The 13,632-nt window shown below is 66.8% G+C and carries 13 protein-coding genes; 7 read left to right on the top strand and 6 right to left on the bottom strand.

The genetic code is table 11. From position 1 onward, the window contains the following. Nucleotides 1-3: 3 nt before the first annotated feature. From GV161_RS20985 to GV161_RS20955, 7 genes are all read left to right on the top strand, one after another. Complete coding sequence (locus GV161_RS20985; protein ID WP_152014127.1) at nucleotides 4-1,404, top strand: bifunctional serine/threonine-protein kinase/universal stress protein; 1,401 nt, start codon at nucleotides 4-6, stop codon at nucleotides 1,402-1,404. Next, nucleotides 1,401-2,492, top strand: coding sequence for a phosphotransferase family protein (locus GV161_RS20980; RefSeq protein ID WP_244624039.1), 1,092 nt, complete (start codon nucleotides 1,401-1,403; stop codon nucleotides 2,490-2,492). The genes GV161_RS20985 and GV161_RS20980 overlap by 4 nt, the downstream gene beginning before the upstream one ends. Before the next feature lie 151 nt (nucleotides 2,493-2,643). Beyond that, entirely contained in the window at nucleotides 2,644-3,915 is a 1,272-nt protein-coding gene (locus GV161_RS20975; RefSeq protein ID WP_152014126.1) for an acyl-CoA dehydrogenase family protein, read from the top strand. Nucleotides 3,916-4,164: 249 nt separating this feature from the next. Further along, nucleotides 4,165-5,550: a beta-propeller fold lactonase family protein gene (locus GV161_RS20970; protein ID WP_201303038.1), complete on the top strand. Its 1,386-nt coding sequence runs from the start codon at nucleotides 4,165-4,167 to the stop codon at nucleotides 5,548-5,550. Nucleotides 5,551-5,562: 12 nt separating this feature from the next. Next, nucleotides 5,563-6,018: a DUF305 domain-containing protein gene (locus GV161_RS20965; RefSeq protein WP_201303037.1), complete on the top strand. Its 456-nt coding sequence runs from the start codon at nucleotides 5,563-5,565 to the stop codon at nucleotides 6,016-6,018. 1 nt (nucleotide 6,019) lies between these two features. After that, nucleotides 6,020-6,535, top strand: a complete 516-nt coding sequence (locus GV161_RS20960) for a sigma-70 family RNA polymerase sigma factor (RefSeq protein ID WP_152014125.1) — start codon at nucleotides 6,020-6,022, stop codon at nucleotides 6,533-6,535. Continuing rightward, nucleotides 6,535-7,299, top strand: a complete 765-nt coding sequence (locus GV161_RS20955) for an anti-sigma factor (protein ID WP_152014124.1) — start codon at nucleotides 6,535-6,537, stop codon at nucleotides 7,297-7,299. The genes GV161_RS20960 and GV161_RS20955 overlap by 1 nt, the downstream gene beginning before the upstream one ends. Before the next feature lie 67 nt (nucleotides 7,300-7,366). Here GV161_RS20955 and GV161_RS20950 read toward each other — a convergent pair whose 3' ends face one another. The 6 genes from GV161_RS20950 to thrC all read right to left on the bottom strand — a co-directional run bounded on the left by GV161_RS20950 (nucleotide 7,367) and on the right by thrC (nucleotide 13,188). Continuing rightward, nucleotides 7,367-8,077: a DUF3108 domain-containing protein gene (locus GV161_RS20950; RefSeq protein ID WP_152014123.1), complete on the bottom strand. Its 711-nt coding sequence runs from the start codon at nucleotides 8,075-8,077 to the stop codon at nucleotides 7,367-7,369. A 585-nt stretch (nucleotides 8,078-8,662) separates the two neighbouring features. Continuing rightward, nucleotides 8,663-9,445, bottom strand: coding sequence for an amino acid ABC transporter ATP-binding protein (locus GV161_RS20945; protein ID WP_152014122.1), 783 nt, complete (start codon nucleotides 9,443-9,445; stop codon nucleotides 8,663-8,665). Nucleotides 9,446-9,531: 86 nt separating this feature from the next. After that, nucleotides 9,532-10,209, bottom strand: coding sequence for an amino acid ABC transporter permease (locus GV161_RS20940; RefSeq protein ID WP_201303036.1), 678 nt, complete (start codon nucleotides 10,207-10,209; stop codon nucleotides 9,532-9,534). A 10-nt stretch (nucleotides 10,210-10,219) separates the two neighbouring features. Continuing rightward, entirely contained in the window at nucleotides 10,220-10,885 is a 666-nt protein-coding gene (locus tag GV161_RS20935) for an amino acid ABC transporter permease (RefSeq protein ID WP_152014905.1), read from the bottom strand. Between the two features lie 82 nt (nucleotides 10,886-10,967). After that, nucleotides 10,968-11,906, bottom strand: coding sequence for a transporter substrate-binding domain-containing protein (locus tag GV161_RS20930; RefSeq protein ID WP_244624038.1), 939 nt, complete (start codon nucleotides 11,904-11,906; stop codon nucleotides 10,968-10,970). Nucleotides 11,907-12,045: 139 nt separating this feature from the next. After that, complete coding sequence (thrC, locus tag GV161_RS20925; protein ID WP_152014121.1) at nucleotides 12,046-13,188, bottom strand: threonine synthase; 1,143 nt, start codon at nucleotides 13,186-13,188, stop codon at nucleotides 12,046-12,048. Between the last annotated feature and the right edge of the window lie 444 nt (nucleotides 13,189-13,632).

Here is a 13,632-nt window from a genome sequence, read left to right as displayed (position 1 = left end):
AGGATGGAGCGGCCTCAGACCGGCTCGGTCATCGACGGCTTCACGCTCGGCGAGCGGCTGAAGGCCGGCGGCATGGCGACGCTCTGGCGCGCCATGCACCCGGATCATCCCGGGCCGCTCGTCGTGAAGATCCCGGTGCTCGACCCCGGCGCCGATGTCTCGGCCATTGTCGGCTACGAGACGGAGGTGCTGATCCACAAGCGCCTGTCGGGCCCGCATGTGCCGTGCTTCGTCGCCTCCGGCGACCTCTGCCGCATCCCCTTCATCGCCATGGGCTTTGTCGCCGGGACAAGCCTGGCGGATCGGATCAAGCAGGCACCCCTGCCTTTCGCGGAGGTCCAGCGCATCGGTATTGTGATCGCGACGGCGCTGGCCGACTTGCACCGGCAGAACGTGGTCCATCTCGATCTCAAGCCAGAGAACGTGATCCTGATCGAGACGGGCGCAGTGCTGCTCGATTTCGGCCTCGCCCGTCATGCCGAACTGCCGGACCTGCTCGGCGAGGAGAGTTCCGAGCCGATGGGGACATCAGCCTATATCGCGCCGGAACAGGTGCTGGGCGAGCGCTCAGACCCGGCGAGCGATCTTTTCGCCCTCGGCTGCCTGCTCTACCAGATGGCCTCCGGCGAGGAGCCGTTCGGGCGGCCGAAGACCGTGCCCGGCATGAAACGGCGGCTCTATCACGCGCCCAAGCCCTTGCGCGCCGTCAATGAGCAGGCACCGGCCTGGCTCGAGGCGATCATCGCGCACTGCCTCGAGGTCGATCGCGGCCGGCGCTATGCCGATGCGACCAAGCTCGCCTTCGACCTGCGCCACCCCGAGCAGGTCACCGTCTCGCGCAAGCGCCCACCCACCGGGGAACGCAGCCTCGGCAAGCGGCTGGTCGACCTGTTCCAGAAGCGCGACGAGGCCGAGGTCACCGGCGTGCCGACGGTGGCGCGGCGCAAAGCCGGGCCCTCGATCGTGCTGACCGCCGTTGATCTCTCGGAAGGGCTCGATGCGCTGGCCGCGGCGATCCTGGCCGAGACCAGCCGGCTGCTGGCGACCCGGCCGGATTCCGCCGTCGCCTGCCTGACCGTGCTCAAGACCGAGATCATCGGCGAGACCAGGACAGTCGATGCGGAAGGGCGCTCGCTTTATATCGGCCGACTGGTGGCACTGAAGGACTGGGCCCGGCCGCTGCATCTGCCGGAGGACCGCGTCAGCTATCACGTCATCGAGGCGGTCAGCGCCGCCGATGCGATCCTGCGCTATGCCGAGCACAACGACATCGACCATATCGTGCTCGGCGCCCGCTGCTCCTCGACACTGCGCCGCCATCTCGGCAGCGTCTCGGCCAAGGTGGTCGCCGAGGCGTTGTGCTCGGTCTCGGTGGTGCGGGTGAAGGCTGGGGCGGAGGCATGAGCGATGTCGCGTTGACCTCCCCGCCCTCGCCTTCGAATATGCCGGTCATGCCGGCTGCTCCTTCCGCCCCGCCCGAGTTCGATCCCGCCCGGCTGGACGCCTTCCTGCGTTCCGCCCTGCCCGGCCGCGCCGAAGGCCACATGGCGATCGAGCGGATCAGCGGCGGCCAGTCGAACCCGACCTTCTTCGTCTCCTATCCCGACGCCGGCACGCGGCTCGTCCTGCGCAAGAAGCCGCCGGGGCCGCTTTTGCCCTCGGCCCATGCGGTCGAGCGCGAATACCGCATCCTGAAAGCGCTCGCCGGCTCGGCCGTGCCGGTTCCTCCGGTGCTGCTGCTGCACGAGCCGGACGATGTCGTCGGTACGCCGTTCTACCTGATGGAGCGGCTGGAGGGACGCGTCTTCCACGACACCTCCCTGCCGGGCATAGCGCCGGCCGAGCGGCGCGCCATGTATTTCGCCATGGCAGAGGCACTGGCGGCCCTGCACGGCTTCGACTGGCGCAGCGCCGGCCTCGGCGATTTCGGCAAGCCCGGCAACTACTACGCCCGCCAGCTGGCGCGCTGGGGCCGGCAATGGCGCGAGACCCGGACGCGCGACATCCCGGCGATCGACCGGCTGATCGACTGGCTCGGCGCCAATCTCGACGAGACGCCGGACACGACCATCGTTCATGGCGATTTCCGATTGGGCAACCTGATGTTCGCGCCCGATACGCCGAAGATCGTCGCCGTGCTCGACTGGGAGCTCTCGACCCTCGGCCATCCGCTCTCCGACATTGCCTTCTCCTGCCTGCCCTGGCATTCGACGCCATCGATGTATGCCGGCATCGTCGGGCTCGATCGCGAGGCGCTCGGCATTCCCACACAGGACGAGTACATCACCCGCTATTGCGCCGCCGCCGGGCGGGCCGACGGGCCGGGCCGCTTCCATCTCGCCTTCTCGCTGTTCCGCTTCGCCGTCATCCTCGACGGCATCGCGGCAAGAGCGAAGACGGGAAACGCCGCGGCCGAGAATGCGGTGGCGGTCGGCGCGATGGCGGAGAGTTTTGCGCATCGGGCGGACGCGTTGATCGAGGGCGCGGCGTGAGGATTGCGCTGCGCCTTGCCGTCATTCTCGGGCGGAGCGAAGCGCAGACCCGAGAATCTCGGGACGAGAAGGCGCTGCATGGCGCCTCTTCCGGCCTGAGATGCTCGGGTCAAGCCCGAGCATGACGCCTTAGGTTTTAGGAGAGAGCACCATGGATTTCGCCTATTCGGCCAGGGTCGAGGAGCTGCGCGCCAAGCTGCAGGGCTTCATGGACGCCCATATCCAGCCGGCCGACGCCGCCTGGAAGCATGAGGTCGAGGTCGGGCGCTATCCCACCGCGCTGATCGACGATCTCAAGGCCAAGGCGAAGGCGGCAGGGCTATGGAACCTCTTTCTGCCGGCACTCAAGGCCGACGAACCCGGCACGCGGCTGAGCAATCTCGAATACGCCCCGCTCGCCGAGATCATGGGCCGGATCTACTGGTCCTCGGAGGTGTTCAACTGCAACGCCCCCGACACCGGCAACATGGAAATCCTGCACATGTTCGCGACGCCCGGGCAGCGCGAACGCTGGCTGAACCCGCTGCTCAATGGCGAGATCCGGTCATGCGTCGGGATCACCGAGCCGGGTGTCGCCTCCTCCGATCCGACCAACCTGCAGACCACCATCATCCGCGACGGCGACCATTACGTCATCAACGGCCGCAAATGGTGGACGACCGGGGCGCTGCACCCCAACGTGAAGTTCTGCATCGTCATGGGCCTGTCCGATCCGCGCCCCGAGGCCGATCCGCACAAGCGCCACAGCATGATCATCGTGCCGATGGATTCGCCCGGCCTCAGCGTGATGCGCAACCTGCCGCTGCTGAACCATTATTCGATCGAGGGCCACACCGAGACCGACTTCACCAATGTTTGTGTGCCGGCGGCGAACCTGCTCGGCGAGGACGGCGCTGGCTTCGCGCTGGCGCAGGCGCGGCTCGGGCCGGGACGCATCCACCATTGCATGCGCTCGATCGGCCAATGCGAGGTCGCGCTCGAGCTGATGGTCGAGCGCGCGCTGGAGCGAAAGGCCTTCGGCCGCAACCTTTCCGACTACGCCAATGTCCAGGACTGGATCGCCGAGGGGCGGATGGAGATCGACCAGGCCCGCCTGCTCTGCCTGCGCGCCGCCTGGATGATGGACAAGCATGGCAACAAGGCCGCGCGCACCGAGGTCTCGGCGATCAAGGTCGCGGCGACGCGGCTGCAGACGAAGATCGCCGACCGGGCGATGCAGGTCTTCGGCGCCGGTGGGCTCTCGAACGATACGCCGCTCGCCTTCATCTACAGCTGGGGCCGGGCCCTGCGCTTCATCGACGGGCCGGACGAAGTCCACCTGCGCACCATCGCCCGCGCCGAGATCAAGAAGCGCAAGGAGAGCGGGCGGAATGCGTTTGCGGAGCAAGGGGTGGTGCGGCCGTTCGTGAAGCCATCAAGCTGAACGCCGGCGTGGGGCCCGTCACGCACTCGGACATGGCAAGACCGCTTGCGGAAACTGCAGACCGAGCCGGCGATGCAGGCTTTAGCGTCTGCGAGCCTTCCAACGACACACCGCCGGACACCACCGGCTCCTGGGCCGAGCCCAGCGCTTCATCTGACGGGCCGGACTATCACGGAAGCGTGAGGCCCGTTTCGTCAGCGGAATAATTGAGCCTGCCGTGCATCTCACCTGCTCAACCAGGAGCAGGGCATGTCCAGCAGTCATTCGATCGAGCCGAGCCGTCGTGCGGTACTTCAGGGAGCCGCGGCGGCCGCGCTCAGCCCGGTCATTGCAAAAGCGCAGAGCAAGACCGGGGAGGCGGGGCCGCACGCCGGTGACCGAGTCTTCCTGACCAATGAAGATTCCAACACGCTGAGCGTGATCGATCCGGTGACGGACGAATTGCTGCCGACGGTCAATCTGACCAGCTTCGACGAGGATCCACGCCCTCCCTTCCGTTTCGTGACGGGCAATGTCACCCCGACCCATGGCGAGATGATCCAGAAGCCGCTCTACCACGGAGCGATCTCGATCCATGGCTGCGTGCCATCGCCCGATTCCCGGATGTTCGCGACAGCCGGGCGTGGGACAAGCAATCTCTATCTCGTCGACACCGCCAAGCTGAAGGTGATCGGCAACCAGCCGAACCCCCAGGCAGGCCCGACGACCTCGCCGAACATGCTGACCTCTGGCGTTGTGGTCGGGCGCGAGCCGCATGAGCCGACCTTCACCAGGAACGGCAAGGAGGTCTGGGTCGCGCTTCGTGGCGAGAACAAGATCGCCGTCGTCGATGTCCAGCGCGCCGTCGCCGAATCCGCCGGCGAACTCGCGCGAGGCGGCGCGATCCGCCGATTCATGCCTGTCGTTCCCGGTCCGGCGATGACCTGGTTCTCCAAGGATGGCGCGATCGCATTCCTGATCTCGCAGAAGATGCCCCGCATCGAGGTGTACAACGTCAAGTACGACGCGCAGGGCTTCTCGACGACCGAGCGCAAGACGGTGATCGACACCTCGGCCCAGGATCGCTTCGGCTTTGCGCCGTTCGTGAAGATCGCGCCCGATGGCCGCGAGTTCTGGATCTCCCAGAAGCTGGCCGATTGCCTGTCGGTCTACGAAGCCGGAGGCGAGCACCGCCTGCTCGACCATGTACCGCTCGGCGAGCGGGCCCGGCCCAACCATGTCGAATTCGTCCGCAATGAGCGTGGCAGCGTCGCCTACGCCACCTTCGCGCGGGTCGATGATGACGGTCCGGAAGGGCGGACATCGAGCCGGATCGCGATCATCGACCGGTCGGCACCCACCGGGAAGCGACGCGTCGTCGGCCACTTCTTCAGCCATGGCCGCGAGGCGCACGGCATCTGGACCGATCCTTCCAATACGAAGCTCTATGTCGCCCATGAGCTTGACGAACTGCCCGGCTCGCCAAATGCCGGACAGACCGTCTGCAGCGCCTTCGATGTCAGCGAGCCCATGCAACCGCGCCTCATCAAGCAGATTCCGCTTGGAACGCTCGACCTGCCCTCCGGCAAGCTGCGCAACAAGAAGTCGATCAATCTGGTCTACGTGCGCCCTGGTGCGCGCAGCGAAACCGCGTGACGGGAGGGCAGGATGAGATTTCTCCTGGACAGCATCAGAGCCAAATCCGCGACCGGCGCCACGCCCATTCACGATCACAGCCAGCATCGCGGCGCCATGCCACCGCCATCGCCCTCGAGCGGGAAGCCGGCCGCGGACAAAGCCGCGTCGTTGGCTCCGGCCGGCTATGATGCCTATCTGCGCGACATGCATGTCGGCATGGAGAAGATGATGCAGGACATGCATGCTGACCCGCCGTCCGGCGATCCCGACATCGATTTCCTGGTGATGATGGTCCCTCATCACTGGGGCGCCGTCGAGATGGCGCGGTTGGTACTGCGCGACGGGCGCGACCCGCTCGTCCGCGAAATCGCCGAGGCTATCCTCGCCGGGCAGCAGACCGAGATGCAGGGCATGCGCGGGCGTCTCGAAGCCCTGCGTCGCGGCGGGGATGGCTATCCTTCGCTCAGCGGCAATCGCGGCCCCTGACATGCTTGGCAGCGTGTCCGACCTCGAGATCGAGGCCCAGATCCCGGCCCTGCGGCGGTTCGCGCGCTCGCTCGCGCGCAACCCGGACGAGGCCGACGAGCTGGTGCAGGACACGCTGCTCCAGGCCTTGTCGCGCTGGCGACAGCTGAAACGGCCAGGCAGCATCAGGGCCTGGCTGTTCCAGATCCTGTTCAACCTGCACCGCGCCCGCGGACGCAGCCGCCAGCGCGAGCTCGCGCGGTTTTCAGATGAAACCGCCGCGGATCACCCCGATCCCGCCGGCGACCAGAGCCATGCTCTCCACCTCCGCGACGTGCTCTCCGTCTTCGAGCGCTTGCCCGAGGATCAGCGGATCGTACTGGAATTGGTGACGATGGCGGACATGACCTATGAAGAGGTGGCCAGGGTGACGGATGTGCCAGTCGGAACCGTGATGTCGCGCCTGAGCCGTGCCCGCGAGCGCCTGCGCTCCGAACTCGACGGTGGCACGGTCACCCGGCTTCGGAGGCTGAAATGATGCCCGGCTCACATCCGATCGGCGACGACGATATCCAGGCCTTCATCGACGGACGGCTCGCGCCGGCCCGCCAGCGCGAGGTCGAGGCGTTCCTGGCTTCGGAACCAGCGTTGCGAAGCCGCATCGAGCAATTTCGGGCAGACGCGCAAGCACTGCGGGCGGCGGCACAACAGCGACCGCTAGAGCCCATTCCGGCGTCCTTGCGCTTGAGCGAGATTCGACGCCGCAGCGCAGCCCGGAATCGAGGCTTCTACCGACGGCTGGCGGCTGGCTTCTGCATCTTCGCTTTCGGCGCGGCGCTGGGCCTGTCCTTCCCGCAGCATCAGCCGGACACATCGTCGGTCCGGCCGCAGATGAGCGATGCCGTCGTGGCGTTTCGTGCCTTTGCTGGTCGCGACAACGATGCGGTCGAGGTCCCCGCCGCCCAGACCGCCGTGCTGAAAAGGCTGATGTCCGATCATCTTAGGCAGGATATCGCGATCCCCGACCTGTCGGGCCTCGGACTGGCGTTTCGCGGCGGGCGATTGCTCGCCAGCGACGAGGGCCCCGGCGGCATGTTCGTTTATCGCGAGCCCAATGGCGGCGAGATCGCGCTCTATGTGAAGACGCTCGCCACCCCTCGCAAGGCGCCGCTGGCATCGCGGCAGGACGGCGACCTCGTCGCCTATTTCTGGTTCACCGGCGAGCTCGGCTATGCGGTGCTCGGATCGTCCAGTTCACCTCTCGTCAAGCGCGCTGCCGAGCGGTTGAGTGAAGCTCCATAGTGGCTGGTGCGGCAATAACCGCGCTTCCGACCCAAAACGGGAAGCGGATCAATCAGGCAGCCGCTCGTCAACGCTGGGCTTCTGCCGGAGGTCCGGCGAGCTGGACCGCGACCGTGCCGAACCAGCGCGTCTCGACCTCGAAGCGCAAAGGCAGCGGAAATTCGCCGCCTTCGCGCAGCGCGATCAGGACCGAGCCCTTCAAAGGCTGCATCGCCGCCTCGCGATCATCGTCATGCCGGAAGCCGGCGATCGTCCGGACGGTGAAACCGCAACTCAGCCCGCGGCCGTTCAACGGGCCCTGGTCGCTGACCTGCACCCTGGCCGAGGAGGTCATGACCGCGACCGAGCGGCGGCGGCCGTCATAGATCGCCGTCGAGCCGTCGCAGCTTTCCGTCTCCGCCACCTTCCTGAGCATGCCGGCGACGCCGGAGAGCGAGTCGACCGTGCCGCGGATCAGCTCGGGCGGGATGGCCTCGCGGTCCTCGTTCGACGGCTCCTGCCGCCGGATCGTCGGCACGCCGCGCGGATAGTGCATCTCGCTGACATAGGCACGGCCGCGCCATGAGCCGTTCGCAGCGTAGAGCCGCGGCTCGGGACCGCTGCGACCCCAGCGGCCTTCGACCTTGCCGGATTGCTCGGCCGCCCCGACGAGCTGGGCCGCCCGGTAGGGCCGCGTGCGGATCTCGATGCGATAGCCGGCGCGATCCAGCATCGAGGTCACCTCGATCTCGCCCAGCGTGACCCCGCCCAGCACCGTGACATCGTACCGAAGGCGCATTTCGCGCGCCGAGGCAGCCGAGGACGCGGCGCAGGCGATCAGGGCGCCTGCCGCGATGGCCGCTGCGTAAGCTCGCCTCGATGCGATACCGGTCAAAGGACTGTCCTCTCGCCGCGCTTAGACACCATCGTCATCGTTGGGGACGTTCCGTAGCCTCGCAGCCCCTCGACATCGTCGCTGTCGAATTCGCATCCGCACCATCCCGTGCAGGACCGCCTGGTCCCCTTCCCTCCGCATGACCGCCCGGCGTTACAGAGCCATGGCCGAGGCGACGCGCCGTTGTAGCGTGAACGACGAGAGACCCGCCATGCACGAAGGCGCGACGCGTTGCAGATCGCAGATCGGGCGATGCAGGGCCTCAGTGCCGGCGGGCTTTCGAACGACACGCGCCTGCGCTTCATCGACTCCTGGGCCGAACGCTACGCCTTGTCGCAAGGCCGGGCGCCTGCGCACATCACCCGCGCGCAGATCGAGACGCGCAAGGAGAGCGGGCGCCGCGTGTTCGCGAAACAGGGATGGCACTGCCTTGGGCGAAGCCAGCAATGTCCTCAGCCAAGCCTGCGCCACCATGTCAGGCAAGCTGGATCAACGGCTGAAGATGCCGTGAAAGCGCCCGAGGAAGCTGCGCAGGCGCTCGCTTTCGGGATTGTCGAAGACTTCGGACGGCTTGCCCTCCTGCGCGACTCGGCCCTGGTCGAGGAACAGGACGTGGTGCGACACCTCGCGGACGAAGAGCATCTCGTGGCTGACCAGCAGCATGGTCATGCCGGATTCGGCGAGCGCCTGCATCACGCCGAGCACCTCGGCCACCAGCTCCGGGTCGAGCGCCGAGGTGACCTCGTCGAAGAGCAGCAGACGTGGCTGCATGGCGACAGCTCGGGCAATCGCGACACGCTGCTGCTGGCCGCCAGAAAGCTGGTAGGGATAATGGTCGCGGCGCTCGCCGAGGCCGACGCGACCGAGCCAGTGGTCGGCGATCTCCCTCGCCTCCGCGGCGCTCCTGCCCTGCACCTTGGTCAGCCCGAGCATGACGTTCTGGCCGGCGGTCAGATGCGGGAACAGATTGAACTGCTGGAAGACCATGCCGATGCGGGCGCGCTGGGCCGAGATCTTCGTCTCGCTCAGGCGCTTGCGGGTTTCACCCGCCATCCGGTAGCCGATCGGGTCACCGTCGAGCAGGATCTCGCCGCCATCGTGCTCCTCCAGCAGGTTGACGCAGCGCAGGAAGGTGGTCTTGCCCGAGCCAGAGGCGCCGATCAGCGAGACGACCTGCCCCTGCCTGACGGTGAGGTCGATGCCCTTCAGCACTTCGATCTGACCGAAATGCTTGCGGACATTGGTGGCCTGAAGCAGCGCAGTCTCGGTCATCGGCAGTCGCGTCCCGTTCAGATCAATCCAGGAGTTCCAGAGCATGCTTCACGCGAAAAACCGGTTCCCACTTTTTTGCAGCATGCTCAGTAGCGCAGATAGGAGGTCTTGCGTTCGAGCAGCGCGCCAAGCTGCGCCAGCGCGAAATTGATGATGAGGTAGAGCACCATCGTCAGCAGGTAGAATTCGACGATCATGTAGTTGCGCGCCATCTGCTGCTGGGCCGAGAGCAGCAATTCGACGACGCCGATGATCGAGAGCAGCGTCGTGCCCTTGACGATCTCGAGCCCGGTGTTGACCCAGGGTGGTAGCATGCGCCGGAAGGCCTGCGGCAGGATCACGTAGTACAGGCGCTTGCCGAAGGTGAGGCCGATCGCCTTGGCCGCCTCCATCTGTCCGGCCGGCACGGATTCGACCGCGCCGCGGAAGTTCTCGGCAACATGGGCGGTGGCGAAGGCGCCGAGCGCGATGACGCCGGCCCAGAAGGCGGCGACATTCACGCCGAACAAGGCGAGCCCGTAATAGGTGAACAGGATCAGCACGAGCACCGGGATGCCGCGCATCAGGTCGACATAGAGCCGGGACAGCAGCTTCAGCCACCACCAGCCATAAGACAGCGCGACCCCCATCAGGATGCCGCAGACCGTCGCCATGACGATGCTCAGAGCCGAGCTGAGCAAGGTGACGCCGAGACCGGAGAGCAGCGAGGCGCGAGCCTGCCAGGCCTCGAACCAGAAGGTGCCGGGAGCCATCGAGAAATCCATCGCCGGCTCCCTAGCGGATCGAGGCGTAGCGGCGCTCGACCATGCGCAGCAGGATGGCGATGAGATAGGCGGTGGCGAGATAGAGCGCACTCGCGGTCAGCCAGACCTCCATGACCCGGAAGGTGTTGGCGTTGATCTGCCGGGCGACGAAGGTGAGCTCTGGCACGGCGATCGCAGCGGCGAGCGAAGTATCCTTGAACAGCGAGATCAGGTTGTTGCTGACCGCCGGTAGGGTGATCCGGAACATCACAGGCAGCACGACATAGGCCTGGCGCTGCCAGGGCCGCAGGCCGATCGCCTTGGCCGCCTCGACATATTGCTTCGGGATCGAGGACAGCCCGGCGCGGAAGACCTCGGACATGTAGGCGCCGGCATAGAGCGAGAGCGAGAGCACGAAGCTCTGGGTCTTGTTCAGGAAGTTGATGTCGAATTCGGGCAGGCCGAAATACAGGAAGAAGATCAGCAGCAGCAGCGGCGTGCAGCGGATGAACTCGACATAGGCCCAGACCGGACCTGAGAGCCATTTCCTGCCCGAAAGCCGGGCGTAGGCGGTGAGGATGCCGATGATGCAGCCGATCGCCAGCGAGATCACCGCCAGCCAGAGCCCGAGCAAAAGCGCGTCGGTCAGCTTGTCCCAGTTCCGCGCGATGACGGACCAGTCGAAATGGTAGTCGATCATGGCTGTCGCGAAGGTCCCGAAAGCGGCGGGCCGGGTGTCCGGCCCGCCATCGCCACGTTGCGATCAGGCGAATGCGGGATCAGGCGAATTCCTGCGGGAAGCCGACCTTCGGGATCGGCAGCTCGATGCCGAACCACTTCTTGTAGGAGGCGGCGAAATAATCGAAATCGACGCCCATCATCGCCTCCTTGTAGACCGTGTTGACCCAGTTCAGCCAGGTCGGGTCGCCCGGCTTGACCGCCGAGGCATAGGAGTTCGGCATCCAGCCGAAGCCGGAATCGACGAAACGGCCGGGCGCCTGCTGCATCAGCCAGCGCATGGCCGACTGGTCCTGCATCGAGGCGTCGATGCGGCGGGCATTCAGCGCCTGCATCGCCGCGTCCGGGCTGTCGAAGGCATCGACCTTGGATCCCGGCAGCGCCTTGTGGATCCATTCCTCGAGGAAGACGTTCTGCATGCCACCGACCGCGACCTCCTTGCCGGCCGCCTTCAGCTCCTCGTAGTTCTTGTACTTGCCGCCGCGGGCCAGCATCAGCAGGCCGACGCCTTCGCGATAATAGGGAATGGTGAAGTCGACCTGCTGGGCCCGGCCCGGCGTCACCGTCATCCATTGCACGACGATGTCGACCTTGTCGGTGATCAGGCTGGGGATGCGGGCGTCGGAGCCCTGCAGCACGAACTCGACCTTCTCGTAGTCGTCGAACAGACCCTTGGCGAGCAGCCGGGCAAGGTCGATGTCCATGCCGACCAGCTTGCCGCTGGCGTCCTGGAAGTGCCAGGGCGGGTTGGTGCTGCCGGTGCCGACGATCAGCTTGCCGCGCTCCTTGACGGCGTAGAGCTTGCTCTTGGCCACTGTCTGGGCCTGGGCGGAGGCAGGGGTGAGCAGGCCGGTCGCCGCCGCGCCGATCGCAGCCCCGGCAAGCCCAAGGCCGAACAGGCTGCGGCGCTCCAGCATCAGGGCCGCCTCGTCTTTCGGGGGAGTGGCGCCGTCCAAAGTTCCGTCGTCATGAATGCCCATCACGAACTCCCCTCTTTTGATCCACGTTCCCTGCAGACTTCGGCCCGCAGCAGCATGAACGTGGCAAGAAAAATGCCGCCTGCAAAGCCGAATTATGCATCCTGACGCTAGGGAATATCCGGCAACCTTCAGGCAACCTTCAGACCGCCTGCAGGGCAGCCTCGCAAAGCCCGGCGACAGCCGCGATATCGGCGGGATCCGCGACCCTATGGGTCCGCACCGGCATCTCCTGATAGGCCTTGCCGTCCTTGAAGCCGTGCCCCGTCACCATGCAGACGACGCGCGAACCGGGCGGCAGGGCGCCCTGCGCCAGCAGGCGCGGCAGCGCCGCGATCGGGCTCGCGCCGGTCGGCTCGGCATAGAGGCCTTCGCTGCGGGCCAGCAGCCGCATCGCCTCGCGCAGCTCGTCGTCGCCGACCGCGATCGCCAGGCCGCCGCTCTCGCGGACCAGCTTCAGCGTATAGGTGCCGTCGCGCTCATAGCCGATCAGCGGGTCGCTGATGCCCGACGCGATGGTCTGCGGCGTGCCCCAGGCCGTCACCTCCGCGGCCCCGGCCTCGAAGGCCTGCACGATCGGTGCGCAGCCTTCTGCCTGCACGGCGATCAATCTGGTCGTCGCGCCGGCATCGGCGATGCCCTGCCGGACGCCCTTGACCAGCGGGCCGCTCCCCGTCGGCACCAGCACATGGCTCGGCGCGCCGCCGAGCTGCTCGACCAATTCGGTGCCGACGGCGGTCAGGCCGGCGACGGCATAGGGGTTGATGAAGGTGGTGGTCAGGTTGGCGAAGCTGTGCTTCTCGGCCAGGGCCAGCGCGAGATCGTATGAGCGGCTGTAATGGCCTTCGACCAGCAACAGGATCGCACCATAGGCCGCGATCTGCGTCACCTTCCCCAGCGGCGTATGGGCCGGCACGATGATCACGGCCGGGATGCCGGCCCGCGCGGCATAGGCGGCGGTCGCCGCTCCGGCATTGCCGGAGGAGGCGCAGACGACCTTGCCGACCCCGAGCGCGAGCGCCCGGCCCATGGCGGCGGCAACGAGCCGGTCCTTGAACGAGCCGGAGGGGTTGCGGGTCTCGTCCTTCAGCCAGATCTCGCCCGAGAAGCCGGGCAGCGCCGCCTCGATCCGGCGGGCGCGCAGCAGCGGGGTGACGCTCTCGCCGAGGGAGACACGCGGCGTGTCATCGTCGCCGACCGTCTCCAGGATGCCGCCGCAGGCCTTGCAGCGATAGAGCAGCACCGGCGGGTAGGCCGTCGCGCAATCGACGCAGCGCAGTTCCATCGCGAGCACTCCCCCAGGCTGTCGGCCGGCCGCCCTGCCCCCGCAAGGCCGCCACGGCGTCAGCCTAGACCGAAAACGCCGGCCGGCACCGCTCCCGTTTGCGATGGGCCGCCCTGCGTGCCTGTCTCGCTGCGATGCCGGTCAACCTCCCGCCGCGCTCAGGCATCATCGCCACGGCCGGCGAGACTGCACAGCCTCGCAGCCCCTCGGCGTCGTCGCTATCGAAGTCGCGCCCGAGCATCCGCATCATCCCGCACAGGACCGGCAGGTCCCCTTCCCTCCGCGTGACCGCCCGGTGTCATAGGGCCGAGGCGATGTGCCGTTGTAGCGCGGACGAGGAGAGCCCCGCCATGCACGAAGGCGCGACGCGTCGCAGTCGCGGATCGGGTTATGCAGGGCCTCGGTGCCGGCGGGCTCTTCGAAAACGTGACGCCGTCCTTCATC

Source organism: Bosea sp. 29B (assembly GCF_902506165.1).
Taxonomy (GTDB): Bacteria; Pseudomonadota; Alphaproteobacteria; order Rhizobiales; family Beijerinckiaceae; genus Allobosea.
This window is presented reverse-complemented; position numbering and strand designations above follow the sequence as displayed.

Bases quoted from the DNA above. Each gene is read 5' to 3' on its own strand.
- GV161_RS20985 (WP_152014127.1), top strand. From the start codon at position 4: ATGGAGCGGCCTCAGACCGGCTCGGTCATCGACGGCTTCACGCTCGGC.
- GV161_RS20980 (WP_244624039.1), top strand. From the start codon at position 1,401: ATGAGCGATGTCGCGTTGACCTCCCCGCCCTCGCCTTCGAATATGCCG.
- GV161_RS20975 (WP_152014126.1), top strand. From the start codon at position 2,644: ATGGATTTCGCCTATTCGGCCAGGGTCGAGGAGCTGCGCGCCAAGCTG.
- GV161_RS20970 (WP_201303038.1), top strand. From the start codon at position 4,165: ATGTCCAGCAGTCATTCGATCGAGCCGAGCCGTCGTGCGGTACTTCAG.
- GV161_RS20965 (WP_201303037.1), top strand. From the start codon at position 5,563: ATGAGATTTCTCCTGGACAGCATCAGAGCCAAATCCGCGACCGGCGCC.
- GV161_RS20960 (WP_152014125.1), top strand. From the start codon at position 6,020: ATGCTTGGCAGCGTGTCCGACCTCGAGATCGAGGCCCAGATCCCGGCC.
- GV161_RS20955 (WP_152014124.1), top strand. From the start codon at position 6,535: ATGCCCGGCTCACATCCGATCGGCGACGACGATATCCAGGCCTTCATC.
- GV161_RS20950 (WP_152014123.1), bottom strand. From the start codon at position 8,077: ATGCGCCTTCGGTACGATGTCACGGTGCTGGGCGGGGTCACGCTGGGC.
- GV161_RS20945 (WP_152014122.1), bottom strand. From the start codon at position 9,445: ATGACCGAGACTGCGCTGCTTCAGGCCACCAATGTCCGCAAGCATTTC.
- GV161_RS20940 (WP_201303036.1), bottom strand. From the start codon at position 10,209: ATGGATTTCTCGATGGCTCCCGGCACCTTCTGGTTCGAGGCCTGGCAG.
- GV161_RS20930 (WP_244624038.1), bottom strand. From the start codon at position 11,906: ATGGGCATTCATGACGACGGAACTTTGGACGGCGCCACTCCCCCGAAA.
- thrC (WP_152014121.1), bottom strand. From the start codon at position 13,188: ATGGAACTGCGCTGCGTCGATTGCGCGACGGCCTACCCGCCGGTGCTG.